Source organism: Mesorhizobium sp. URHB0026 (assembly GCF_054059755.1).
The window spans coordinates 1,085,738-1,109,963 of sequence record NZ_JBSSCN010000001.1; the positions used below are offsets into that span (position 1 = coordinate 1,085,738).

The window sequence follows — 24,226 nt, forward strand, 5'->3', positions numbered from 1 at the left end:
CGCCTTTGTCGCCGGGGAGCAGAAGCTTGGACGATCAACGCGCCGACGTCGCCATCATCATGGGCAGCCAATCCGACTGGGCGACGATGCGTCAGGCAGCGGAGACGCTGGAGGCGCTTGGTGTGCCCCACAAACGGCTGATCATTTCGGCGCACCGCACGCCCGACCGGCTCTATGAGTTCGCCAAGGGCGCCAAGGCCGCCGGCTACAAGGTCATCATCGCCGGCGCCGGCGGTGCCGCGCATCTGCCCGGCATGACGGCGGCGATGACGCCACTGCCGGTGTTCGGCGTGCCGGTGGAATCGAAGGCGCTGTCGGGCCAGGATTCGCTGCTGTCGATCGTCCAGATGCCGGCCGGCATTCCTGTGGGAACGCTGGCCATCGGCAAGGCTGGTGCGGCCAACGCGGCCCTGCTGGCCGCCGCCGTGCTGGCGCTCAACGACGACAAGCTTGCCCAGCGCCTCGATGCCTGGCGCGCCTCGCAGACCGCCAAGGTCGCGGCCGAACCGACGGACACGCCGTGAGCCTGCCCGCCGGATCGACCATCGGCATCATTGGCGGCGGCCAGCTTGGCCGCATGCTGGCAATGGCCGCCGCCCGGCTAGGCTACCGCACCATCGCGCTGGAGCCTCAACCGGATTGCCCGGCGGCACAGGTCGCCAACCGGCAGATCACGGCCGCCTATGACGACCCGGCCGCGCTTGCCGAACTGGCGGCTGCAAGCGCCGTCGTCACCTATGAGTTCGAGAACGTGCCGGTCGCCGCCGCAACCGCGCTTGCCGCCAAAGTGCCGGTCTATCCGCCGCCGCGCGCGCTTGACGTGGCGCAGGACCGGGTGAACGAAAAGACATTCCTCAACGGCATCGGCATCGCCACAGCCGCGTTCCATCAAGTCGACACCGACGAGGAGTTGGCGGCGGCGCTGAAGGCATTCGGCGGCAGCGGCATCCTGAAGACGCGGCGAATGGGCTACGATGGCAAGGGCCAGCGCGTCTTCCGCAACATGGAAGCCGGCGGTTTCGCCGGCATCTGCGAGGCGATGGGCGATGTGCCGCTGATCCTGGAAAGCTTCGTGCGGTTCCAGCGCGAGATTTCCGTCATCGCCGCGCGAGGGCTGGACGGCACTGTCGCCGCCTACGATCCAGCCTGGAATGTGCACCGCGACGGCATTCTGCACACATCGACCTTGCCGGCCGGCGTTGCGCCGGCAACCGGGCGGGACGCGAAAGACGCGGCGACGAAAATCCTGTCGGCGCTCGACTATGTCGGCGTCCTCGGTGTCGAGTTCTTCGTACTGGCCGACGGCTCGCTGCTGGCCAACGAGATCGCCCCCCGCGTCCACAATTCCGGCCATTGGACCGAAGCCGCCTGCATCGTTTCGCAGTTCGAGCAGCATATCCGCGCCATTGCCGGCCTGCCATTGGGAAGCTCGAACCGTCATTCCGATTGCGTGATGCAGAACCTGATCGGCGACGACGTGCTGCGCGTTCCCGCCTTGCTCGCCGAGCCCGACCTGATGCTGCATCTCTACGGCAAGGCCGAGGCCCGGCCCGGTCGCAAGATGGGTCATTTCACCCGCATCAGCCGCCGGGGCTGATACCAGACACGCCTATTGCACCTCGTCGCTGTCCGCGTCGGGGCTGGCGCAACTTACATCGCCTTCCTCGCAATTGGCGGAGGCGGCGAGCTGCTTGATGCGATCATCGGTCAGCCTGGTCAGGCATTGCGAGACCTCCATCGCATGGATGGACCCGCCCTGGCTGGCGGCGGTGTTATGCGCGCATTCCGCATCCCGGAAGCTGATCCAGGCGCGTTGTGCCACCTGAAGCAATCTCTTGCCGTCGGCATCATCGGAGCCGATCAGCGCCTGATAGGTCGCATTGAGCCTGGCGTCGGCCGCCTGATATTCCTCGCCGGCACAGATATTCATCATCTGCTGGCTGTCGTCGGAGCGGTCGCATTCCTGCGCTCGGACAGCCGAGCTCGCCGCCAGGATGACGAGGCAGGCGGAGAGGGATATTCGGCGCATGGTCGTCCCCAAATCACTTGAGATAAACTGCATCATCCCAGCCGGCTCATGGCCGCGCAATGCCACGGGGCGGACATGGCGGATATTTGATGATATCAGGACATGGAGCACGCTTGCGGTTGACTTACGGTTGACATGGGCAAGTCTCCTCGTTTATGAGCCACCCACCGTTCAAAAGGCGCGTCTTCTGGCGCGCCTTAAAAATTCGACCCGGACCGGGTCCAGACCGACAGGCAAGACCATGAAGATCAAGAATTCGCTCAAGGCGTTGAAGGCGCGTCACCGCGACAACCAGCTGGTTCGCCGCAAGGGCCGCGTTTACATCATCAACAAGACCGCCCCGCGCTACAAGGCGCGCCAGGGTTGAGTTTTCGGCCGGAGGCTTTTTTCGCCTCCGCCCATGATGCTTGTCGGCCAGCCGGCCTTCCCATGCTAAAGTCACTTTGATGTTCCGCCGCCCGGGATTAAACTCGGGCGATGCGGATTATTTTTGTATTCTTGACGACTTTGCTGGTTTCCGGCGTCATCTCCCTGCCGACCCAAGCCGGTGATCGGCCGATCGCGCTGGCGGCCGCGGATGGTCAGCCGGCGCCCGCCGATGCCCAGCCAGCGGCTCCGGACACTCCGGCCACGCCGATGACGAAACAGGCCCGGCTCGACAAACTGTTCTCCGAACTGAAGCGCGAGCGCAACGAAAAGGCCGCCGAGCGCATTGCCGGCAACATCTGGAACGAATGGTTCCAGTCCGGCAGCGCCTCGATCGACCTGATGATGCAGTGGTCGCAAAAGGCGATGAACGAGCAGAAGTTCGACGTCGCGCTCGATTTCCTGGACCAGGTGGTGACGTTGCAGCCAAGCTACGCCGAAGGCTGGAACCGTCGCGCCACCGTTCATTTCATGATGAAGAACTACGGCAAGTCGATGGCCGACATCGACCGCACGCTGCAGCTCGAGCCACGCCATTTCGGCGCGCTGTCGGGCCTGGCCCAGATCATGGCCGAAACCGGCCACAAGCAATCGGCGCTCGAGGCCTGGCAGAAGGTGCTGGCCATCTACCCGATGATGCGCAGCGCCCAGAACCAGGTCGCAACCCTGTCGGAAGAGCTTGCCGGCGAAGGCATTTGATAGATCAGGAAATAGCCATTGGGCGCTGGAGCCAGCGCTACTGCCTCACAACTTATCCCCCTGCATTCCCGTATATCCCGCATGAACCTGATCTATGCCACGCTCGCCTTCCTGATGGCGCTTGTCCTTGCCCTTGTCGGCGTCACCCGAGCCGGCTCGTGGCTGATCGAGCGCCGCGGTCCGTCGGTCGGCGCGTTCGCCGACATCAACGGTGCCCGCATCCACTATGTCCACATCCCCGCCCCAGCCAATGCGGATCTGCCGCCGATCGTCTTCATCCATGGCGCCAGCGCCAATTTGAAGGACCAGATGCTGCCACTCAGGCCGCTGCTTGAAGGCCGCGCCGAAATGCTGTTCTTCGACCGGCCTGGTTTTGGCTGGTCCGGCCGCGGTCCAGGCAACAATGAGGACCCATCGGCGCAAGCCGCAACCATCGCCGCCCTCATGGACCGTCTCGGCATCACGAAGGCGATCATCGTCGGCCATTCCTTCGGCGGCGTGGTGACGGCGGCTTTCGGCCGCGAGCATGCGGACAAGACGCTCGGCCTGGTCTTCCTGGCGCCGGCGACCCATCCCTGGCCGGGCGGCGCGACGTCCTGGTACTACGACCTGACGATCATTCCGGTGATCGGCCGGCTGTTCTCCGAGACGCTGACCTACCCGGCCGGATCGCTGCGGATGGCGGACGCCACGACCTGCGTCTTCTCACCCAACAAGGTGCCGGACAATTATCTTGCCGCAACCTCGATCCCGCTGGTGCTGCGGCCGTCGGCTTTTCGCGCCAACGCCACAGACGTTGCCGGCCTCTATCGCTATGCGCTCGGCGCCGCACCGCACTACAAAGAGATCACGGCCCCGACCGTGGTCATCTCCGGCGACCGCGACAAGGTCGTCTATGCCCGGATCCACTCCCTCGGCCTCGTGCGCGACATCCCCGGCGCCGAGCTCGTCTGGGTGCATAATCTCGGTCATAAGCCGGACTGGATCGCATCCGACCTCGTCGTCGGCGCCATCGAGAAAGTCGGCGGCAAGGATATCGATCTGGAAGCAATCGCCAGGACGGTGGAGCTACGGATTGCCGGCGACACGTATGGCGCGGGCAAATGCTCCGACATCAAAGAACCTGAAGCGGAACTCGCGCCGACCTGATGCGTGCCGTCCGAAAACGGCCATCGCAGGCCGCCATTGGGATCAGAGCGGAATGTACGTCCTGAAACACGGCATAAAGAGAAATCCGCAAAAGCGATGGGCGCTGCCGGATCGCATCTTCTTCGGTCACGGCGCATGCGCCATTCTCGCCGGCACCTTCCTCAGGCATCCGCCATTGGAGGGATTTTACGGCGAACGGATCATTCCTGACGTAGGTTTTTCAGGAAACCATATCTATGTGACGAACGGCCTGATCGCTTTCGACTATCACGGCAATTGCGCCCGAGAGCGGTTGCTCGAACACCATGAAAGAAGCTGGGCTTCGCGCAACGCCGGATGGCATTGCACGATTGCGAAAGTGGATTTCGATCTGCTCGATAAGACCGAACTCAACCGGCGAAAGATGCTCGGCCCGGATCAGTATCCGCATGACCCCATTCCTCGCGCGCGACAGTTTCTCCAGCGAAGAAACCACGCGGAAGCCGCGGCAAGAGCGCTCAGGGCTGCAACGAGGTTGGCGGCCGACTACCGGCCGGCTGTTTCCGATCCGACATAGGCGATGCGCAGCATGTTGGTCGATCCCGGAGTCCGCAGCGGCACACCGGCGGTGATGATGACCCGGTCGCCCGGCTTGCCGAAGTCTTCTTCCAGCGCAATGCGGCAGGCGCGGTCGACCATGTCGTCGAGATCGGTCGCATCGGGCGAGACGACGCAATGCGTGCCCCACAAAAGCGACAGCCGTCGCGCCGTGTTGAGGATCGGCGACAGCGCGATGATCGGCACCTGCGGACGTTCACGCGCGGCGCGCAGGCCGGTTGTGCCCGATGCCGTGTAGGTGATGATCGCAGAAAGTTTCAGCGTTTCGGCGATTTCGCGTGCGGCCAGCGAAATGGCATCGGCGCCCGTCGCTTCCGGCTCGGAGCGTTGCGCGTTGATGATGCCGGCATAGGTTGGATCGGTTTCGACCTTGGCGGCGATGCGGTTCATCATCGCCACCGCTTCGACCGGATAGGCGCCCGCCGCCGATTCCGCCGACAGCATGATCGCATCGGCGCCTTCGAAGACGGCGATCGAAACGTCGGACACTTCGGCGCGGGTCGGCACAGGGGCCGTTATCATCGATTCCAGCATCTGCGTGGCGACCACCACCGGCTTGCCGGCGCGGCGCGCGGCGCGCGTGATCTGCTTCTGGATGCCGGGCACCGCTTCCAACGGCATTTCGACGCCGAGATCGCCGCGGGCGACCATCAGCGCGTCGGACAGTTCGATGATCTCGGCCAGCCGGGCCACGGCCTGCGGCTTTTCGATCTTGGCCATGATCAGCGCCCGGCCGCGGGCGATCTTGCGCGCTTCGGCCAGATCTTCCGGCCGCTGCACGAAGGATAGCGCGACCCAGTCGACGCCCGTGGCGAGCACCGCGTCGAGATCCTTGCGATCCTTCTCGGTCAGCGCGCCGACCGGCAGGTCGGTATCGGGCAGGCTGACGCCCTTCTTGTCGGAAATAGTAGTGCCGGCAATGACAGTGCAGACGATCGACTTGCCGTCGCTCTTTACCGCCTTCAGTTCGAGCTTGCCGTCGTCGATCAGGAGGCGATGGCCAGCCTCGACCGAGCTCAGGATTTCGGGATGCGGCAGGTAGACCCTTGTCGAGGTGCCGGGCTCGGGATTGGCGTCGAGCGTGAATGTCTGGCCCAGCGTCAAGACTTCCTTGCCATTGGCGAACTTGCCGACGCGCAGCTTCGGGCCTTGCAGGTCTGCAAGGATGCCGATCGGCCTGCCGACTTTTTCCTCGACGGCGCGGATGCGGGCGACCAGCGTGCGCATCAACTCATGATCGGTATGGCTCATATTGATGCGGAACACATCGGCGCCGGCTTCGAACAGCTTCTTCAGCATCTCCTCGGAGGAAGATGCCGGACCGATTGTGGCTAGGATCTTGACCTTGCGGCTACGTCTCATTGACTGTTCGTTCCCGGGGCGGCTGGAGCGCCTCCCGTTGCGGGCTCGTCGGTGAGCTGGACCATCCAGCTTGCCTGCTCGCCCGTGTCATATTCCTGGAATCCGGCGCGCTGGAAGCCCCGGGCGACGCAGTCGCTTACGCCGGCAATCCTGAACTCTTTTTCAGCCACGCACATGTTGATCGGGCCGTCCCAGCGTCCACCGCGCTCGGCGTCTTCTGCATAAAGATAGTAAAACCTTGATGACAGCGGCCCTTCGATCAACGTCTTGCAGCTCGATCCCTCGATGTGCCACCAGCCCTCGGTGATCCAGCCGGCCTTGGCCCGGTAGCCGATTCCGACGCCGACCAGGTTCTGCGTGGCGTTGCAGACGCGGAAGTCGGCGCGCGCCGGCGAAGCTGTGACCATCGCGGACAATCCCACGGCGAGCGTCAGGAGCGGCATGGCTAAGGCAAGGCGCGCGCGCTGCCCGCCGGCGGAAGCCATCCTAAAACCCCTCAAGAACCACATCAGCATCTCTCTGCGCCCCTTTTCGGAAAAGTCCGGGCGCATGTCAACGCGCCGTTTTGACCAATTCCAATCGATTTAGGAAGGCTCCCGGCGCGCGACCGTCGCCCGGTGCCAGATTTTCCGGGAACCTTGGCTAAACAACGGCATTGCGCAGAGGTCGTCTTCATGGAATGACGATAGCATCCTCCCCGAAGGCCAGCGAACGACCATTTTCCGCCAATGACCCGATCCACAGTTTTCGCGCCCTTCGACATTGTCGAGGGCGACCGCAAGCGAGGCATCGTGCTTCTGGCCGATCATGCCCGCCGCGACCTGCCGGAAGAGTATGGCAGCCTGGGGCTGCCCGCGGCCGAATTCGACCGCCATATCGCCTATGACATTGGCGTCGAAGCGGTGACGCGTGAACTAGCCGCCCTGCTCGGTGCGCCGGCGGTGCTCGCCAATTTCTCGCGGCTGCTGATCGATCCCAACCGAGGCGAGGACGATCCAACACTCATTCGCCAGCTTTACGACGGCACCATCATTCCGGGAAATTATCCCCTGGCGCAGGAGGAACGCGAAAGGCGGCTCGATCGCTTCTACCGCCCTTATCACGACGCGGTCGGCGCCGTGATTGCGTCGGTCGCGCAAGCTTCCGGGCAAGCACCTTTCATCTTCTCGGTGCATTCCTTCACCCCTGCCATGCAGGGCAAGCAACGTCCGTGGCATGTCGGTATCCTTTGGGACAAGGACGATCGGGTGGCGCGACCGCTGATCGATCTGCTGGCTGAGGACAAAGAACTCGTCGTCGGCGACAATGAGCCCTATGACGGCGCTTTGCGCGGCGACACCATGTTCAGGCACGCCATTGTCAATGGCTATGCCCACGCGCTGATCGAAATCCGCCAGGATCTGATAGCGGACCAGAAGGGCATTCTCGCCTGGGCCGGGCGGCTCTCACCGATCGTTGACGCGATCGACCACCGTCCCGATATACATGCGGTGAAGATGTTCGGCTCGCGCACCGGGCCGCTATGACGGAGGTTTCGGATGACCGAACTCAGCGACGAACAGAAGCGCGACTTCGAGGCCGCCGCCTTTCGGCGACTGGTCGAGCACTTGCGTGAACGGGGCGACGTGCAGAACATCGATCTGATGAACCTCGCCGGCTTCTGCCGCAACTGCCTCTCGAACTGGTACCGCGAAGCAGCCAATGCCGAAGGCGTCGAACTCGGCAAGGACCAATCGCGCGAGATCGTCTACGGGATGCCCTATGCGCAGTGGCAGGCGCTCAACCAGACAGAGGCTTCGGATGCCAAGAAGGCGGAATTCGAAGCGCGGCGCCCCAAGGATCACTGAGTCCGTTTGGCCCAAATGCTTTCCCATTAACAGCGCTTGACTGAAAATTGAATCGATCTAATTTGCCGCGCATAGCCATTTTCTGACCGGATTCGTCCCATGAACGCTTCGAACCCCATGCAGACTGCCATTCGCGGGCGATGGGCCGTGGCGGCCATTTTCCTCGCCAATGGTTTCCTGACCGGCAGCTGGGCGCCGCAGATTCCTGTCTTCCTGACCCGGTTGGACATCTCGAAATTCACGCTCGGCCTGCTGATCCTATTGTTCGGCGCCGGCGCGGTCACCGCCATGACATGGTGCGGCCACCTGATCTCCAAACACGGCTCGCGCACCGTGCTGCGCTGGTTCGGCCTCTGCGGCAGCCTCGGCCTGCTGGTCGTGGCGCTGGCCCCCAACGTGCCGCTGGCAGCCATCGCCATGTTCATCTTCGGCGGCTCCATCGGCGGCATGGATGTCGCCATGAATGCCAATGCGGTGGTGGTGGAACGGCGGCTAGGGCGCGCCATCATGTCATCGTCGCACGGCTTCTGGAGCCTGGGCGGTTTCGCCGGCGGCGCCCTTGGCGGCTACGCCATCCAGACTTATGGCCACCTCGCCCATGCCGCGGTGGTGACCGCGCTTGCCTTCGCGGCAATCGTGGCGGCGGTGCCCCACATCGTGGCCGAAAACAAACCGCAGGCGACCGAGCATCATAAATTCGCTCTGCCGGCAAATCCATTGGTCTACCTGATCGGCCTGATGGCCCTGCTGACGATGATTTCAGAGGGCGCGGTGCTCGATTGGGCGGCGCTGTACCTGCGGCAGGAACTCGGCGCCGACCTCGCCGTCGCCGGTCTTGCCTACGCCGCCTTTTCCGGGGTGATGGCGATCATGCGCTTTTTCGGGGATGGCGTCCGCAACCGCTTCGGCGCGGTGATGACACTGCGCGGCTCGGCCATCGTCGCGGCCGCCGGCATGCTGATCGCCGGCCTGTCGCCCTCGCCTTGGCTCGCCATCGCAGCCTTTGCGCTTTGCGGCTTCGGCATCGCCAACATGGTGCCGATCATCTTTTCCGCCGGCGGCAACCAGGAGGGCATGTCGTCGGGCACCGGCATGAGCGTCGTCACCACCATGGGCTATTCCGGCATTCTGGTGGCGCCGTCGGCGATCGGCTTCGTCGCCGAACATTCCAGCTTCGGGCCGATCTTCATCGCCATGTCGGTGCTGCTGATCGTCGTCTTGCTGATGGCGGGTCTCGCTCACCGCGCCGAATTCGCTCCCGACGTCGCACCAGCCGAATAGCGTTTCAATTCCTCATGGAGAAAGTCGGCCACGCGGCGTATGCGCACGCTGCTGCGCACGTCGCGATGCATCGCCAGCCATACCGGCAGCTCGGGCAGCGGCAGGCCGGGCAGCACCTTCTCCACCAGCGGATCGCGATCGGCCAGCGGCTCCTGGCCAAGACCAATGCCGTTTCCCGTCCGCACCGCCTCCCACAGGACCACTTGGCTGTCGGCCCTGAAGCGGAAGCTGCTTCGGCTGACCGGAATGCCTAATTGCGTAAAGCCCCGGATCATCTCGTCGCTGCGATCGAAGCCGATCAAGGGATGATCGACGAGATCGGCCGGCCCGAGCGGACGGCCGCGCCGGTCGAGATAGGCAATGGCCGCGCAGGCGCAGAGTGCGATATCGCAGACCTTGCGCGCCACCAGTTCGTTCTGCGCCGGCTTGACCATGCGGATGGCAATGTCGGCATCCCGGCGCAGCAGGTTTTCGACCTGGTTCGAGGCAACGATCTCGACCTCGATGCCGGGTTCCTCGATGCCGAGTCGCGCCATCATTTCGGGCAGCACATAGGCAGCCACCACTTCGCTGGCGGCGATGCGCACAGTGCCTTCGATGGCCTCGACCGAACCCAGCGCCAGCCGTGAAAAGGCACTGGCCTGTTCGCTGACCGTTTTTCCGCGCTCGAACAACGTGGCCCCTGCTTCCGTCAGCGCATAACCGCTTCGCCCACGCCGGAACAGGGTAACGCCGAGCGCATGTTCCAGTTCGGTGATGTGACGGCCAAGCGTCGGCTGGCTGGCCGACAGCTTTCGCGCGGCGGCCGACAAGCTGCCGGTTTCCGCGACCGTGACGAAGCTCTTGATCAGGTTCCAATCGATGTCAGTCATTCAATAATGAATATCAAGACTGCATCCATAGTCAATTTCAATTCATGCGTGAGGCACGCATATTCACCCTGCAAACAGCGATACGAACTGCAACCACTAACCAGGAGATCTCAGAAATGATCAGGATCGCAATTCTCGGCGCCAATGGCCGGCTCGGCCGCGTGGTCGCCAAGGCTTTCATCGATGCCGGCTTCGATGTCCGCGCCGTTACCCGCACTGGCAACGTACCGGCCGAACTCAAGGGCGCCACGACGGTTGCCGGCGATGCGCTGGACCGTCAATCGCTGATCCAGGCCACCGAAGGGGTGGATATCATCTTCAACGGCCTCAATCCGATCTACACCGACTGGGGCAAATGCCTGCCGATGGCTGAAAATGTCATGGCCGCCTGCCACGCCAACAACGCGCTGCATCTCTTCCCCGGCACGGTCTATAATTACGGCTCGCCCATGCCGGCGGTGATATCGGAAGACACGCCGTTCCATCCGACGACCGAGAAGGGTCGCATTCGCTGTGCCATGGAGGATCTGTTCCGCCGTGAGGCCGAGGCCGGTCGGGTGCGCACCGTTGTTCTGCGGGCCGGCGACTTCTTCGGCGGCACTGGCAGTGGCTCCTGGTTCGACCTTGTCGTCGCCGCCAAGATCAACAAGGGCATCTACACCGCGCCCGGCCCGGCCGACCTCGTGCATGAATGGGCCTATCTGCCCGATTTCGCCGTAGGTTTCGTGGCGCTCGCCAGGACCCTGGACAAACTCGGCTCCTATGAAGCGCTGAACTTTCCCGGCCACGCGGTCACCGACCTGCAGATCAAGGCGGCCGCCGAGAAGGCGGTTGGCTATCAGCTCAAGATGACTTCGATGCCCTGGTGGGTGCTGCGTGCCGGCAGCCCGTTCGTGGCGATGTGGCGCGAGATCGTCTCGATGTCCTACCTGCGCTTCGAACCGCACCAGCTGGCTTCGACGCGGCTGGAAGGCATCATCGGCGAAATCCCGCATACGCCGCTCGATCAGGCCGTGAACAAAGCCTTGCAGGATATCGGCATCGCCGTCGCGCCCGCCCGTCGCCAGGCCGCCTGATCGAGCTTGCTGGCCAGATGAGAACGGCTGGGCTCAGTAAGGGTCCGGCGGTGATAGTTGTCGTCAGATCCTTCCCAGCACAAGCAGGATCAGCACCACGACCAGGATGACGCCGACAATGCCCGATGGTCCGTAGCCCCAGGAGCGGGAATGCGGCCATGCCGGCACCGCGCCGATCAGGATCAGGATCAGGATGATAACGAGAAGTGTGCTGATGGCCATTTTGAGCCCTCGCCGTCTGGTTGCATTCCAGGGAACAATGCGAAAGGCCGTCCGGTTGTTCCCGGACGGCCTTTGTTGCTCGGGCTTGCGAAACGCTCTATTCCGCGGCCTTCGGGAAGCTGACCGCCGGCTCGGCGCCGACATCTGCCAAAGGTCCTTGGGACGAGATCTCGCCCTTGCCGCGCCGGAAGAGACGGCTGATTAAGCCGCGCCGCGCGCCGGGCTTGACCTTGGCGCGGGTGAAAACCATCAGCATCGACGGCGTCACCACCAGCGTCAGAATGGTGGCGAAGGACAGGCCGAAGACGATCGCCGAGGACAGCGAAATCCACCATTGCGTCGACGGCGCATTGATCGTCGTCTCGTGATGGAAGATTTCGAGCCCAAGGCCGAAGGCGATCGGCAGCACGCCGAGAATCGCCGACACCGCCGTCAGCACAACCGGTCGCGCACGCTCGCGGCAGGTCTGCAGCACCGCGTCCATCTTGTCCCAGCCCTCCTCGCGCAGCCGGTCGTAGGTGTCGATCAACACGATGTTGTTGTTCACCACCACGCCGGCCAGCGCGATGACGCCAATGCCGGACATGACAATGCCGAACGTCTCGCCTGTGATAAGCAGTCCGAGGAACACGCCGATTGTCGCCATGACCACGCAGGACAGCACCAGCCATACGCTGGTGAATTTGTTGAACTGCGCGAGCAGCACCAGGAAGATCAGGAAGATCGCCGCGCCGAAGGCCTTGCTGAGGAAGGCGCTGGCTTCCGCGCTGTCCTCATTCGATCCGGCGAGCTTCCAGCGTATTCCGCTACCCAGATTCATATCCGTGACGGCCTGGGTGACCTCCTGCTGCACGACAGCGACTTGGCTGCCGGCCGTGACGTTGGCCTGCACCACCACGGTGCGGGCGCCGTCGATGCGGTTGAGGATGCCGACCGTCGGCTCGGGTTTGCGCACGACGAAGTTCGAGATCGGCACCGACCCTTGCGAGGTCTGCACCCTGAGCTCGTCCAGCGTCGACAGCGTGCGCCGGTCTTCCGGAAGACGAAGGCGGATGTCGACGGCATCGTCGGCGCCAGCGGGCCGGTATTCGGAAAGCTTCAGTCCGTTCGTCACCAGCTGCACCACGGTGCCGACGGAAGTCGGGCTGATACCGTATTGCGCGGCCTTGGCGCGGTCGACCTCGAGAGCCCAGTCGACGCCAGGGCGGGGGCAGGCCATCGGAAATATCGATGACGCCCGGCACCTTGGCGATACGCGCAGCCACGGCGCGCGCCTTGTCGTCGAGGCCGGTTGGATCGACGGCCGAGAGCCTGATCTGGATCGGCTTGCCGGTTGGCGGACCGGCTTCCGGCACGCGCACCTCGACGTCGACCCCGGGAATGCCAGCCATCACGCCGCGCAGATCGCTTAGTATCTGGTTCGCGGACTTGCGTTCGCGCCAGTCGATGAATTCGTACTGGATGACGCCGACGACGTCCTCGGGCACATCCTGGCCGCCGCCCTGCGTCTTGCCGACGCGGGTGTAGACCGACTTCACGCCGGGCCAGCCGAGCAATCGGTTTTCGGCGATCTTGGTCGCCGTATCCATTTCGGCCAGCGAAAGGTTGCCGCGGGCATGCACGTAAAGCAGGCCATAGTCGGGTTCGACGCTAGGGAAGAATTCGACGCCGGCACCGTACTTTGAATAGCCAACGAAAATACCCGTCAGCAAGACGACAGTGAGCACGATCACGGTGATGGGAAAGCGCACCGCTTGCTTGACGACAGCCATGTACCAGCCGTCGCGATTGTCATCCTCGTGATGCTGCGGCGCCTTGGCGAATATGGCGCCCAGCGTCGGCGCGAAAACCAGCGCATAGAGCATCGAGGCCGACAGCGTGACGATTAGCGTGATCGGCATGTACTTCATGAAATCGCCGATGATCCCTGGCCAGAACAGGAGCGGCGAGAAGGCGGCGATACGCGTCATCGTGGCTGCGATGACCGGGCCGGCCATGCGCTTGGCGGCGAGCGCGAAGGCTTCCTGCTTCGGCATGCCCTCGCTCATCCGTCGTTCGGCGAACTCGGTGACGATGATAGCGTCGTCGACCAGCATGCCGACCGCCAGAATAAGGCTGAACAACACGATCATGTTGATCGTGTAGCCCATCATGGCAAGCAGCAGGATACCGATCAGGAAGGACGACGGAATGGCAAGGCCAATCAGCAGCGAGGCCCGGCCGGACAGCGCGTAGAGGATGACGATGAACACCAGGATGACGGCGATCATCACGTGGTTCTGCAAGTCGCCCAACAGCTGGTTGACGAAGACGGACTTGTCCTGCGTGTAGGTGACGTGCATGCCCTCGGGCATCGCCTTGACGAAAGCGTCGGACACCTCCCTGACCTTGGTCAGCGTATCGATCAGATTGGCGCCGATGCGCTTCTTGACTTCGATGGCGATGGCCGGCTTGCCGTTGAGGCGCGTGATTGTCGTCGCGTCGGCGAAGGTCGAGCGTATCGTCGCGATGTCCTTGGCCTGCACCACGGCATTGGGCCCGGCGACCACGGGCAGTGCCGCGACATCCTCCGGTGTCTCGATAAGCGACGGCACCTTGACGGCATATTTGCCTTCCGAGCCCTCGATATTGCCGGCGGCGACCAGGCTGTTGGAAGCACCGACAGCGCCGATCAGCTGGTCGAGCTGCAGGCCATAGGACGACAGCTTCATCGGATCGATGACGACTTCGACCAGATCGTCGCGCGAGCCCTGCAACGAGCCTTCCAGCACGCCGGGCACTTCCTCGATGCGATCACGCAGTTCACGGGCCGCAGCCGTCAAAACGCGCTCCGGCAATTCGCCGGAAAGCGTGACGACGAGCACCGGGAATTCCGAGATGTTGACCTCGGTGACGACAGGCTCCTCGGCCGCCTGCGGCAGGTCGGCCTTGCCGTCCTGCACCTTGGAGCGCGTATCCTGCAGCGCCGTCGCCAGGTTCGTCTGCGGCTGGAACTCGACCAGAACGTAGCCGCCGCCCTGGAAGGCGGCCGAGCGCATCTCCTTGAGGCCCTTCAGGCTTTTCAACTTGCTTTCCATCGGCCGCAGCAGAAGACGCTCGGAATCCTCCGGCGAAATGCCTTGATAGATCAGGCTGACATACATCATCGGAATCGGAACGTCGGGTTCCGCTTCCTTCGGTGTCGACTGATAGGCGACCCAGCCTGCAATCAGCAGGAAGACCAGGACCGAGATGGTCAGGCGGGCATTGTTGATTGCGAGTCTGACGATATCCATGACTTATGCCTGCTGTTGCTTTCGGGAGTGGCGAACGGACATGCTGTCGCCGGACAGGGCCCGGCGCCGGCGCCCACGCGCTACTGCGTCCCGGCGGTGGCTTCGCCGATCAGCTTTTTGATGGTCGCCTGATCGGCCTCGACCGGATGGACCTCGTCGCCTTCCTTCACCAGTTCCTGGCCTGCAACGATGATGCGCGCATCGGCCGGGATGCCGCCAAGCACGAGACCGGTCGGCGTATCGTCGACCAGATCGATCGGAAAGAACGCCACCTTGTTGTCCTTGCCGACGGCGCGGATCCCGAGATCGCCCTTGTCGCCCAGCGTCACCACCGAGCGCGGCAAAAGCACCGCGTCGGTCGGCAACGCGCTGAGCTGGATTTCGGCCGTCATGCCGGCCGGCACCGAGCCATCGGCATTGGGGATGGCAATCTCGACACGGAAGGTGCGGGTCGCCGACGAGGCGTCTCGGCTGATATAGCGCACGGTGCCTTCGACGGTCTGGCCGCTGACCAGCCGAACGCTGGCCTTGTCGCCGATCTTGAGATAGCCGAGGTCGCGCTCGCTGATTTCGCCGCGCGCGATCACCGGGTCGAGCTTGAGGATCGTCGCCACCTCGCCGCCCTGCATGACGGAGCTGCCGAGTTCCACCGGCACCCGGTCGATGACGCCGTCGAACGGCGCCTTCACTTCGTTGCGGTCGAGCTCGGCCTGCGCGGTATCCAACTGAGACTGCGCCTGGGTCAGGTTGGAACGGGCGGTGTCGAGCTGCAGCTTCGGCAAATTGCCTGTCTTGGCCAGCCGCTCGGCGGCATCGAGTTCGGCGTTGCGCTGCGCGACAAGCTGCTTGGCATTGTCGACCATCGAGATCTTTTCCTCGGCGGCGAGCATCAGCACCAGGTCGCCGGTCTTGACGTGGTCGCCCTGCTTGACCGGCAGCTTGTCGATGACGCCGGCGACGCGGGTTGCCAGCACCGCGCGCTTGTCGGCTTCGGTCAGCCCGGAAATGCGGATGGCGCGGGCATAGGTCTTGCGCGGCGGCGTCACCACGGCGACGGTACGCAGCGGGGCCTTCGGTTCGGCTTCCGCCGTCTTCGGCTTGCTCGCGTCCGGCGTCTTGCCCTGCTCGACTTCGGCTGCCTTGGCCTTGTTCGCCGCTACGCTGCCGACCGACGAGAACTCGCCCGTCGCCATCCACGCCGCGAAACCGATGAGCACAACAATGGCTGCAAGCTTGTGAAACCTGATTTTAGGCATCGTCATTTTTCCACTACGGGTCGGCCAGCACCGCGTCTGATGACGCGGGCGCGTCGCCGATATGGGTGCGCGCTTGACCGTGTTCAAATTGCCGTGATCGGCGAGCGCGCTTCTACATCAAAGTTGCATCGCAATATAGTCCCAAAGTTGCAGCAGCATTGCGTAGCCGAACAAGGTTGGGCCGTCATGAAACGGTTCTTCGTGACTTGCCAGGCTACTTGGTGAAGCCGGCCGCCGGTTCACGATCCGGCTCTGAAACGTCGACCGCTGGGGACCCGCCCGGCTCGCCATAGGCCCGTCCGGCCGTCTCCGAAATACAGCCGCGATCCGCATGGCATCGCTGATCGAAGTGCAGGCACGAACCCGCGATCCGCGTCAGCGCGATCGGCGACGGGGCGATGGCCGAGACACCACCAACACGGGCCAAAGGGCTGGAATCGCTCGGAAAAGAGGCATGGCAATCGCTCAGATCAGGCTCGCCCCCGCCAACGCACCGACGTCGAGCCAGATGCTGAAAATACCAATGCGCCCGCATTATTACGTCCTGGACCATCGCGTCCCGATACGCGCGACATAGGGCCCGGCGCGAGACAGGTGCGGGAACACCGGGTGTATTTCGTCCCAATCGCAATTCTGTATCGAGCATCGCACCCGACCCCTTCGAACGTCTCACGGCCGGCGCCATCTGACCGTTAGTGGCAGCAGGCGTCAGCATGATGACGGCTCTTCCGCACGCCAAGGTTGCTGTCACGCAGCAGCGCTGGACACGCGCTGCTCCGGAGACCCGCCATGCTGCCGGCGACACTGCCGTGGAGCCAGCCGGCGGGCTCAGGCCCGACGGCGCTCCGCCTCCGGGTTCTTGCGCGCTGCAAGAAACTCCTTGACCCGGCGGCCCGGTGCTGGACCGCGGACCGGCTTGAAACCGTCGTCGAGTTCGCCCGAGAGATCGAGCGTGGCATGCTTGCCGACGGCGTCGTAGTTCTCCTCCAACCAGTCGCTGGCGGCGGTGCGGCCGAGATCTCTGAGATAGGTCAGGAACGCCCATTCGGCATTGACCTTGGACGAAGCCGACAGATCCTTGAACGCCTCGTCGGCATCGATGCGGTGCATGCGGATGTCCCGGTATTCGCCATGCGGCAGACGCCGGGCGGCGATCAGTTCCTTGACGAAGGCGATCGAGCGGAATTCGCGCAACAGCCCGGCATTGAAGGTGATCTCGTCGATGCGGTTCTGAATCTCGTTGGCGCTTTTTGGTGTTCCCTCGCGCACCACCGGGTTGATCTGCACCAGAAGCACGTCCTCGGTCGCCGCCGTCTTGAAGAACGGATAGAGCGCCGGGTTGCCGCCATAGCCGCCATCCCAATAGGGCACGCCCTTGATCTCGACAGCACGGAACAGTTGCGGCAGGCAGGCCGAGGCCATTACTGCGTCGAGATCGATCTCGCCATCGGAAAACACTCGCAACTGCCCTGTCTCGACATTGGTGGCGGAGATGAACAGTTCCATCGACTTGCAGGCATGGACATTCCCGAAATCGATCTCCCGCGCGACGACGTCGCGCAGCGGATTGAGGCCGAGCGGGTTGGCGACATAGGGCGAGAATACCCGCGACATGGTGTCGAAGAAGACATAGCCCGGCGTGTTCTCGATAGACCAATTGCCCCAGGCGACATCCCAGGGCATGCGTTGCACGGGGCTGAACCGTCCCTTCGCGGCCACCGCGTGCCAGAAATCGTCCAGCTTCCTGCGCGCGCCCTCGACCCCGCCCCTGACAAAACCGTCAGCCAGCGCCACCGCGTTCATCGCGCCGGCACTGGTACCGGACACCGCCGATATCTCCAGCCTGCCATCCTCCAGCAACCGGTCGAGCACGCCCCAGGAAAAGGCGCCATGCGAGCCGCCACCCTGGAGAGCGATGTTGATCTTCTTCTTTTCCTCCGCCTTGCCGTTCTTCGTCATGGCGTTTCTGTCATCCTGATACGCCGGCCCGCCCCTACGTCATTCGAAGGAAGCAGCTATCGCCAGCTTATGTTGCAGTGCAGCATATAAGAATGGATCAAGGCAAGAACACGAACACGGTCGCGTGATCACATGAAATTTCGGTCATGCGAAAAGCCAATCCGCTGCATGGGAGAAACCGCAGCTTTCGAAACGGGCATGAAGCCCGGTAAATGGGAGCTAGGCGACGAGGTCCGGCACAGGCCCGATATAGCGTGACTGCGGACGGATCAGCCTTCCGGTGGTCTGCTGCTCGCGCGCATGCGCGACCCATCCGGCAACGCGCCCGGCTGCGAAGACATTGCTGAACGCCTCGGGCGGAAACCCTGCCGCTTCCAGCACCAGAGCGGTGTAAAATTCGACATTGGTCTGCAACGAACGCTGCGGCTTAGCGGTCCGAAGCACGTCGAGCGCGGCTTGCTCGACCGTCTCGGCGAAAGCCAGCCGCCTACCGGTGTCACCCTCACCGCCAAGCGTGCGCACCACCGCTTTCAGGACATCGGCACGCGGATCGCGCACGCGGTAGATGCGGTGACCGAAGCCCATGATGCGTTCGCCATGCGCGATCTCGTCGCGCAGCCAGCCGGCCGCATCGCCATGCGCGGCGATGGCGTCGAGCATCTCGATGACCGGGCCGGGCGCGCCGCCATGCAGCGGCCCCTTGAGCGCGCCAAGCCCGGCCAGCACCGACGATGTCAGGCCGGCCAGGGTCGAAGCGACGACGCGGGTGGCGAAGGTCGAGGCATTGAGGCCATGATCGCAAACGGTCACCAGATAGGTGTCGAGCGCCCTTGCCGATGCCGGCGACGGGACCGTTCCCCTGAGCATCCTCAACATGTCGGTGGCATGGTCCGCCTTGCCGTCGGGTGCGATCGGCTGCTCGCCGCGCCGCGGGCGCAGCAGGGCCGGCGTCAGCACCGCGGGCGCAGCGATCAGCCGCAAGGCGTCGGCCAGCGTTTCGCCATCCGGCAGCAAAGCCATGCCGGCGCGCATGGCGCTGTAGAGTTCGAGCGGCGCCAGCAGGGGCAGCGAAGGCGCGAGCCGTTCGAAAACCTCGACGCGTGCCTCGCCCAACCGTGCCGCCAGTTCGGCGTCACCGGGCAGATCGTCGAAGAAGCCGCCCAGCAGCAGGCGGACGACCCGGGCGTAACTCCATCGTCCAGCCAAGTCCCCAAGCGAATGGCCTCGGATCGTCAGGCGGCCGCCCAGGCCATCCACGTCGGACAGCACGGTTTCGGCCGCCACCACTTCATCGAGCCCATTCGCCATGGCCTTGTCTCCTTGAAGCTTTTCCCGGTGGGAGATAAGGATGGGCGCCATAAGCATCAATCTTGATCAATAGAATCAATATCCGAGCTCGATATGTCCGAATGGTTGTCGCGGGAAGAGGCGCTGGAAAGGCTCGGGGTGAGGCCGCAGACGCTCTATGCCTATGTCAGCCGCGGGCGCATCGGCATGCGCCCGGATCGGGCAGATCCGCGCCGCAGCCAGTACCGCGCCGACGACATCGCGGCGCTGGCAACCCGAAGGGCGCGCGGACGCAGCCCCTCGGCCATCGCCGAAAGCGCGATCGCCTGGGGCGAGCCGTCGCTCGTCACCGCGATTTCGACCGTCTGGCACGGCAGCCTCATCTATCGGGGCCGGGATGCCGTTGCGCTGTCCGACCATGCCACGCTGGAAGAAACCGCTGGACTGCTCTGGGCTCTGTCCGGCCCGGTCCATTTCGAAGCATCGCCACCAGATGCGCCGCGCCCGACCGGCCGCGCCCAGGCGTTTGTGCAACTCGCTTCGCTTGCCGGCCAGGCGCGGCCTTCGCTTGGACGAAATGCTGCCTCGCTGTGCACCGATGCCGCGCACGCGATCGGCGTGCTGGCCAGCGCCCTCGGTGCCGAGGCGGGGCCGGAACCAGTGCACCAGCGATTGGCGCGGGGCTGGTCGGTGGACGACGATGGCGCGGATGCGATCCGGCGTGCGCTTGTGCTGCTTGCCGATCACGAACTCAACGCGTCGACCTTCGCGGCCCGCGTCGCGGCCTCGACCGGAGCCTCGCCCGCCGCTTGTCTGCTGGCCGGCCTGACGACACTGTCCGGTCCCCGCCACGGCGGCGCCGGCGAAGCGGTGATGCAACTCGCCGAAGACGCGATGCGGCATGGCGCCGATGCCGCGGTCCGGCGCTGGCTTGGCCACGACCGGCCACTGCCGGGATTCGGCCACCAGCTCTATCCCGAGGGCGATCCCCGGGCCACGGCGCTTCTGGCGGACTTCGACAACTCCGACGAAACATTGCGGTCGCTGGAAATTGCCGCCATGGCGGCGACCGGCGCCCAACCGAATATCGATTTTGCCCTGGCCGTGCTGGCGCACGGCCTTGGCTTGCCGCGCGATGCACCGTTCCACCTCTTCGCGCTTGGACGCAGCGTCGGCTGGGCGGCACATCTGGTCGAACAGATCGTGAGCGGCAGCATCATCCGGCCGCGCGGCCGCTATGAGGGATTGCTGCCATAAATCGCGTGAGCGCTATGCTCTCACGACATCGTGTCGAGCTTGCGCTGCATGGCCGCGATCTGGTCCTTCAACTGCTGCAGATCGTCGGACTTCTCAGCCGCTTCCTTCCTGGCCGGCTCGGCGGGGGCCGCTGCCGGAGCCGAGCCCGCCGGCGGAAAAGGCGTGAACAGCCGCATCGCGTTCTGGAACATTTCCATGTTTCGGCGCGTCTGTTCTTCCAGTGCCTTGATCGGCGTCGCCATCTTCATCACGTCCAGTGGCGACTTGCCGATGGCGCCCTTCATCTGCTCGCGGAACCGCTCTTGTTCCTTGGAGAAGGCGATCATCGATTGCTCGAGGAAGCTCGGCACGATCATCTGCATCTGATCGCCGTAGAAAGCGATCAACTGGCGCAGGAACGGGATCGGCAGCATGTTCTGCCCATCCTTGTTCTCCAGCTCGAAAATGATCTGGGTCAGTACCGGATGGGTAATGTCGTCACCGGTCTTGGCGTCCTGAACGGTGAACTCCTCGCCCTTCTTGACCATTTCGGCCAGATCCTCGAGCGTCACATACGTACTCGTCCCCGTATTATAGAGGCGGCGATTGGCGTATTTCTTGATAATGATAGGGTCGTCTTTTGCGGCCATCTGCATCCTCCCCGGACACCGGCACGCCTCAGTAAGCAGCCGGTAACGATTGCGCCCTTTTTGAGGATATGCCCAAAAGCCTCATAATTCCAAGCAGTTTGTGCACTGCGGCATCATATAATGCTGCATGGCAGGCAAAATATGCTGCGCGGCAGCGACCGGACCGCCGGCACCGCGATGCGCGGCCCATTTGCGGCGCATCGGCGCCATGCCGATTTCCGGTTTGACTTGGGGTTGGGAAAGGGCAAGAAAAGTCCTCAACGGCACAACCACACCCTTGAAGTCTGGAGAAGAAAATGTCCGCTTCCATCGTAATTGCCAGCGCCGCGCGCACGGCTGTAGGCTCCTTCAACGGCGCCTTCGCCGCGACGCCCGCGCATGAGCTCGGCGCCGTCGTCGTCCAGGAACTTTTGGCGCGTGCCGGGGTCGAACCGGCCGAGATTGACGAGGTCATCCTTGGACAGGTGCTGACCGCGGCGCAAGGCCAGAACCCGGCCCGCCAGGCCTCGATCCTTGCCGGGCTGCCCAAGGAGACCACCGCCTGGGGCCTCAACCAGGTTTGCGGTTCGGGCCTGCGCGCCATTGCGCTCGGCATGCAGCAGATCGCCACCGGCGACGCCAAGGTGATCATTGCCGGCGGCCAGGAATCGATGTCGCTGTCGCCGCACGCCGAGCACCTTCGCGCCGGCGTCAAAATGGGCGACTACAAGATGATCGACACCATGATCAAGGACGGGTTGTGGGACGCCTTCAATGGCTACCACATGGGCAACACCGCCGAGAACGTCGCCCGCCAGTTCCAGATCACCCGCGACGACCAGGACCAGTTCGCATTGGCCTCGCAGAACAAGGCCGAGGCCGCGCAGAAGGCGGGCAAGTTCAAGGACGAGATCGTCGCCTTCACCATCAAGGGCAAGAAGGGGGACACGGTTGTCGATCAGGACGAATACATCCGCCACGGCGCCACGATCGACGCCATGACAAAGCTGAAGCCGGCCTTCGACAAGGATGGCACGGTGACGGCCGCCAATGCCTCCGGCATCAATGACGGTGCAGCCGGCGCGCTGCTGATGAGCGAAACGGAAGCCGCCAGGCGCGGCATCACCCCGCTGGCGCGCATCGCCTCCTGGGCGACCGCCGGCGTCGATCCGGCGATCATGGGCACCGGACCCATTCCCGCTTCACGCAAGGCCTTGGAACGAGCCGGTTGGTCGGCAGGGGATCTCGACCTCGTCGAGGCCAATGAGGCGTTCGCCGCACAGGCCTGCGCCGTCAACAAGGACATGGGCTGGGATCCCGCGATCGTCAACGTCAATGGCGGCGCCATCGCCATCGGCCACCCAATCGGCGCCTCGGGCGCCCGCATCTTCAACACGCTGGTCTTCGAAATGCGCCGACGCGGCGCCAAGAAGGGGCTGGCCACCCTATGCATCGGCGGGGGCATGGGCGTCGCCATGTGCGTGGAGGCTTTCTGATAGACTTTGGACGGGCGGCGCAAGCCGCCCGTTTCACATGTGGTGCCAATGGTAAATCCAGTGCCTGCCAAGCCCGACAACAGGGCGACTTCAAGAAGGGGAAATGCATGACCAAGGTTGCAATCGTCACGGGTGGATCGCGCGGCATCGGCGCGGCGATCTCGATCGCTTTGAAGAACGCCGGCTATTCGGTTGCCGCGAACTACGCCGGCAACGACGAGGCGGCGGCGAAGTTCAAGGCGCAGACCGGCATTCCGGTCTACAAATGGTCGGTCGCCGACTATGACGCTTGCGCGGCCGGTGTCAAACAGGTCGAAGCCGACCTCGGCCCTGTCTCGGTGCTGGTCAACAATGCCGGCATCACCCGCGACGCCATGTTCCACAAGATCACCCGCGAGCAGTGGAAAGAGGTGATCGATACCAATCTGTCCGGTGTCTTCAACATGACCCATCCGCTGTGGGGCGGCATGCGCGACCGCAAGTTCGGCCGCGTCATCACCATCTCCTCGATCAACGGCCAGAAGGGCCAGGCCGGTCAGGTCAATTACTCCGCCGCCAAGGCCGGCGACATCGGCTTCTCGAAGGCGCTCGCCCAGGAAGGCGCCCGCGCGGGCATCACCGTCAACGTCATCTGCCCTGGCTACATCGCCACCGAGATGGTCAAGGCGATCGACGAAAAGGTGCTCAACGAGCGCATCATCCCGCAAATCCCGGTCGGCCGTCTTGGCGAGCCGGAAGAGATCGCGCGCTGCGTGGTCTTCCTCGCTTCGCAAGATGCCGGCTTCATCACCGGCTCGACCCTCACCGCCAATGGCGGCCAGTACTTAGTCTGAGACGTCTGCTCGCGCGGTCCAAGGCTGCGGATCCATAAGTACCTGCGATAAGCGGACCGGAAATCGGTCCGTTTCCAAATGGCGCCTGACTCCTGGAAGACGTGCTGTTACGCAATGGCCCAATTCGGCACGCAAAGGTTAATGCCGGTAGGCGCGTCTGTGCGAACCCTGTGGTTAAGCCTGTGGATTCTCGGTGGATAAGCTGTTCACAACACAAGATATTGAGAGAACAAAAGCAGAAAATACGGCCGGCGCTGCTTTGTCGCCGATTCGTTCCGGCTTTGAGCCCAATGTTAAGATTAATGGCCGCGATAAGCTGCTATTCTTTAACGTCGAGTTTAGAAAGATTAACAGTTTCATAAGCTTATCCGAGCGCGCACCGACTCCCCCTCATTGTTCCCGGCGGAAGTTAACGGCAGGACCCGCCCAGCATAAAACGGGCCAGTTCGGCGATTCAGCATGTGGTGAGACTCGTGGTCCCAAAATCCATATCTAGTCGTGAACAAAAGCTGAATCTGGCGGAGTCGCCGATTCGTCGCTGATTCGTTCCAGACTCGTTCCAACTGTTAAGCAGGGCTGATTTGCGGAGTGAGGCGGGCGTCTGCGGAACCCTGCCGGAACATTCTGCTTTCGCTTCGCGCCCGAAAACCCTATGTGTCGGCTGTCATACCCGCCACCCTGGCACGCTCCCGACC

General features: G+C 63.5%; 24 protein-coding genes and 1 pseudogene. 14 read left to right on the forward strand and 11 right to left on the reverse strand.

Going from position 1 to position 24,226, the window contains the following annotated elements:
- Positions 1-26: 26 nt before the first annotated feature.
- Both purE and ACVWWD_RS05495 read left to right on the forward strand, forming a co-directional pair.
- Positions 27-524 carry a 5-(carboxyamino)imidazole ribonucleotide mutase gene (gene purE / locus ACVWWD_RS05490; RefSeq protein ID WP_023773946.1) on the forward strand — a complete coding sequence of 166 codons (498 nt, stop codon included), beginning with the start codon at positions 27-29 and terminating at the stop codon, positions 522-524.
- The gene (locus tag ACVWWD_RS05495) at positions 521-1,597 is read left to right on the forward strand and encodes a 5-(carboxyamino)imidazole ribonucleotide synthase (protein ID WP_352551134.1); all 1,077 of its coding nucleotides are present in this window, start codon (positions 521-523) and stop codon (positions 1,595-1,597) included. The genes purE and ACVWWD_RS05495 overlap by 4 nt, the downstream gene beginning before the upstream one ends.
- 12 nt (positions 1,598-1,609) lie before the next feature.
- On the opposite strand, the gene ACVWWD_RS05500 is transcribed toward ACVWWD_RS05495, so the two are convergent.
- Positions 1,610-2,029: a lysozyme inhibitor LprI family protein gene (locus ACVWWD_RS05500; RefSeq protein WP_023773944.1), complete on the reverse strand. Its 420-nt coding sequence runs from the start codon at positions 2,027-2,029 to the stop codon at positions 1,610-1,612.
- Positions 2,030-2,270: 241 nt separating this feature from the next.
- Here ACVWWD_RS05500 and ykgO point away from each other — a divergent pair, with 241 nt between their 5' ends.
- From ykgO to ACVWWD_RS05520, 4 genes are all read left to right on the forward strand, one after another.
- Positions 2,271-2,396: a type B 50S ribosomal protein L36 gene (gene ykgO, locus ACVWWD_RS05505; protein WP_006327841.1), complete on the forward strand. Its 126-nt coding sequence runs from the start codon at positions 2,271-2,273 to the stop codon at positions 2,394-2,396.
- 110 nt (positions 2,397-2,506) lie between these two features.
- Positions 2,507-3,154 (forward strand): tetratricopeptide repeat protein, encoded by a 648-nt coding sequence (locus ACVWWD_RS05510; RefSeq protein WP_352551132.1) that lies wholly within the window; start codon positions 2,507-2,509, stop codon positions 3,152-3,154.
- Positions 3,155-3,235: 81 nt separating this feature from the next.
- Positions 3,236-4,303 carry an alpha/beta fold hydrolase gene (locus ACVWWD_RS05515; protein WP_352551130.1) on the forward strand — a complete coding sequence of 356 codons (1,068 nt, stop codon included), beginning with the start codon at positions 3,236-3,238 and terminating at the stop codon, positions 4,301-4,303.
- Complete coding sequence (locus ACVWWD_RS05520; RefSeq protein ID WP_457102943.1) at positions 4,245-4,859, forward strand: hypothetical protein; 615 nt, start codon at positions 4,245-4,247, stop codon at positions 4,857-4,859. Before ACVWWD_RS05515 ends, ACVWWD_RS05520 begins: the two co-directional genes overlap by 59 nt.
- Here ACVWWD_RS05520 and pyk read toward each other — a convergent pair.
- On the reverse strand, positions 4,829-6,262 hold the full coding sequence (gene pyk / locus ACVWWD_RS05525) for a pyruvate kinase (protein ID WP_352551128.1): 1,434 nt from the start codon (positions 6,260-6,262) through the stop codon (positions 4,829-4,831). The genes ACVWWD_RS05520 and pyk overlap by 31 nt on opposite strands.
- Positions 6,259-6,705: a DUF1036 domain-containing protein gene (locus ACVWWD_RS05530; RefSeq protein ID WP_435053042.1), complete on the reverse strand. Its 447-nt coding sequence runs from the start codon at positions 6,703-6,705 to the stop codon at positions 6,259-6,261. Before ACVWWD_RS05530 ends, pyk begins: the two co-directional genes overlap by 4 nt.
- Before the next feature lie 285 nt (positions 6,706-6,990).
- Between ACVWWD_RS05530 and ACVWWD_RS05535 the strand changes: the two genes are divergently transcribed.
- From ACVWWD_RS05535 to ACVWWD_RS05545, 3 genes are all read left to right on the forward strand, one after another.
- Positions 6,991-7,788 (forward strand): N-formylglutamate amidohydrolase, encoded by a 798-nt coding sequence (locus tag ACVWWD_RS05535; protein ID WP_352551126.1) that lies wholly within the window; start codon positions 6,991-6,993, stop codon positions 7,786-7,788.
- Between the two features lie 12 nt (positions 7,789-7,800).
- The gene (locus ACVWWD_RS05540) at positions 7,801-8,109 is read left to right on the forward strand and encodes a DUF1244 domain-containing protein (protein WP_023773937.1); all 309 of its coding nucleotides are present in this window, start codon (positions 7,801-7,803) and stop codon (positions 8,107-8,109) included.
- Positions 8,110-8,208: 99 nt separating this feature from the next.
- Positions 8,209-9,390, forward strand: coding sequence for an MFS transporter (locus ACVWWD_RS05545; protein ID WP_352551123.1), 1,182 nt, complete (start codon positions 8,209-8,211; stop codon positions 9,388-9,390).
- On the opposite strand, the gene ACVWWD_RS05550 is transcribed toward ACVWWD_RS05545, so the two are convergent.
- Positions 9,348-10,262, reverse strand: coding sequence for a LysR family transcriptional regulator (locus ACVWWD_RS05550; protein ID WP_457102944.1), 915 nt, complete (start codon positions 10,260-10,262; stop codon positions 9,348-9,350). The genes ACVWWD_RS05545 and ACVWWD_RS05550 overlap by 43 nt on opposite strands.
- 116 nt (positions 10,263-10,378) lie before the next feature.
- On the opposite strand from ACVWWD_RS05550, the gene ACVWWD_RS05555 reads away from it, so the two are divergent.
- Positions 10,379-11,338 (forward strand): SDR family oxidoreductase, encoded by a 960-nt coding sequence (locus tag ACVWWD_RS05555; protein ID WP_457102945.1) that lies wholly within the window; start codon positions 10,379-10,381, stop codon positions 11,336-11,338.
- A 63-nt stretch (positions 11,339-11,401) separates the two neighbouring features.
- Here ACVWWD_RS05555 and ACVWWD_RS05560 read toward each other — a convergent pair whose 3' ends face one another.
- The 5 genes and pseudogenes from ACVWWD_RS05560 to ACVWWD_RS05580 all read right to left on the reverse strand — a co-directional run bounded on the left by ACVWWD_RS05560 (position 11,402) and on the right by ACVWWD_RS05580 (position 19,358).
- Positions 11,402-11,560, reverse strand: a complete 159-nt coding sequence (locus tag ACVWWD_RS05560) for a DUF3309 family protein (RefSeq protein ID WP_023773933.1) — start codon at positions 11,558-11,560, stop codon at positions 11,402-11,404.
- A 97-nt stretch (positions 11,561-11,657) separates the two neighbouring features.
- Positions 11,658-14,835, reverse strand: a pseudogene (locus tag ACVWWD_RS05565) (efflux RND transporter permease subunit).
- Positions 14,836-14,915: 80 nt separating this feature from the next.
- Entirely contained in the window at positions 14,916-16,091 is a 1,176-nt protein-coding gene (locus tag ACVWWD_RS05570) for an efflux RND transporter periplasmic adaptor subunit (RefSeq protein WP_352551115.1), read from the reverse strand.
- 828 nt (positions 16,092-16,919) lie between these two features.
- Positions 16,920-18,050 carry a patatin-like phospholipase family protein gene (locus ACVWWD_RS05575; RefSeq protein ID WP_352551113.1) on the reverse strand — a complete coding sequence of 377 codons (1,131 nt, stop codon included), beginning with the start codon at positions 18,048-18,050 and terminating at the stop codon, positions 16,920-16,922.
- A gap of 219 nt (positions 18,051-18,269) precedes the next feature.
- On the reverse strand, positions 18,270-19,358 hold the full coding sequence (locus ACVWWD_RS05580; RefSeq protein WP_352551112.1) for a citrate synthase/methylcitrate synthase: 1,089 nt from the start codon (positions 19,356-19,358) through the stop codon (positions 18,270-18,272).
- A 93-nt stretch (positions 19,359-19,451) separates the two neighbouring features.
- Between ACVWWD_RS05580 and ACVWWD_RS05585 the strand changes: the two genes are divergently transcribed.
- Positions 19,452-20,594 (forward strand): citrate/2-methylcitrate synthase, encoded by a 1,143-nt coding sequence (locus ACVWWD_RS05585; RefSeq protein ID WP_352551110.1) that lies wholly within the window; start codon positions 19,452-19,454, stop codon positions 20,592-20,594.
- 20 nt (positions 20,595-20,614) lie between these two features.
- Here the strand turns inward: ACVWWD_RS05585 and phaR are convergent, their stop codons facing one another.
- Complete coding sequence (gene phaR, locus ACVWWD_RS05590) at positions 20,615-21,223, reverse strand: polyhydroxyalkanoate synthesis repressor PhaR (protein WP_023773927.1); 609 nt, start codon at positions 21,221-21,223, stop codon at positions 20,615-20,617.
- 81 nt (positions 21,224-21,304) lie between these two features.
- Positions 21,305-21,433, reverse strand: a complete 129-nt coding sequence (locus tag ACVWWD_RS05595) for a hypothetical protein (RefSeq protein ID WP_023773926.1) — start codon at positions 21,431-21,433, stop codon at positions 21,305-21,307.
- An 86-nt stretch (positions 21,434-21,519) separates the two neighbouring features.
- Between ACVWWD_RS05595 and ACVWWD_RS05600 the strand changes: the two genes are divergently transcribed.
- The 3 genes from ACVWWD_RS05600 (at position 21,520) to ACVWWD_RS05610 (ending at position 24,027) form a co-directional block, all read left to right on the forward strand.
- A complete protein-coding gene (locus tag ACVWWD_RS05600) occupies positions 21,520-22,698 on the forward strand; it encodes an acetyl-CoA C-acetyltransferase (protein ID WP_023784815.1) in 1,179 nt (392 codons plus the stop codon).
- A 107-nt stretch (positions 22,699-22,805) separates the two neighbouring features.
- Positions 22,806-23,531: an acetoacetyl-CoA reductase gene (gene phbB, locus ACVWWD_RS05605; RefSeq protein WP_352551107.1), complete on the forward strand. Its 726-nt coding sequence runs from the start codon at positions 22,806-22,808 to the stop codon at positions 23,529-23,531.
- Positions 23,532-23,724: 193 nt separating this feature from the next.
- Complete coding sequence (locus ACVWWD_RS05610; protein ID WP_156939419.1) at positions 23,725-24,027, forward strand: hypothetical protein; 303 nt, start codon at positions 23,725-23,727, stop codon at positions 24,025-24,027.
- The last annotated feature ends 199 nt before the right edge of the window (positions 24,028-24,226 follow it).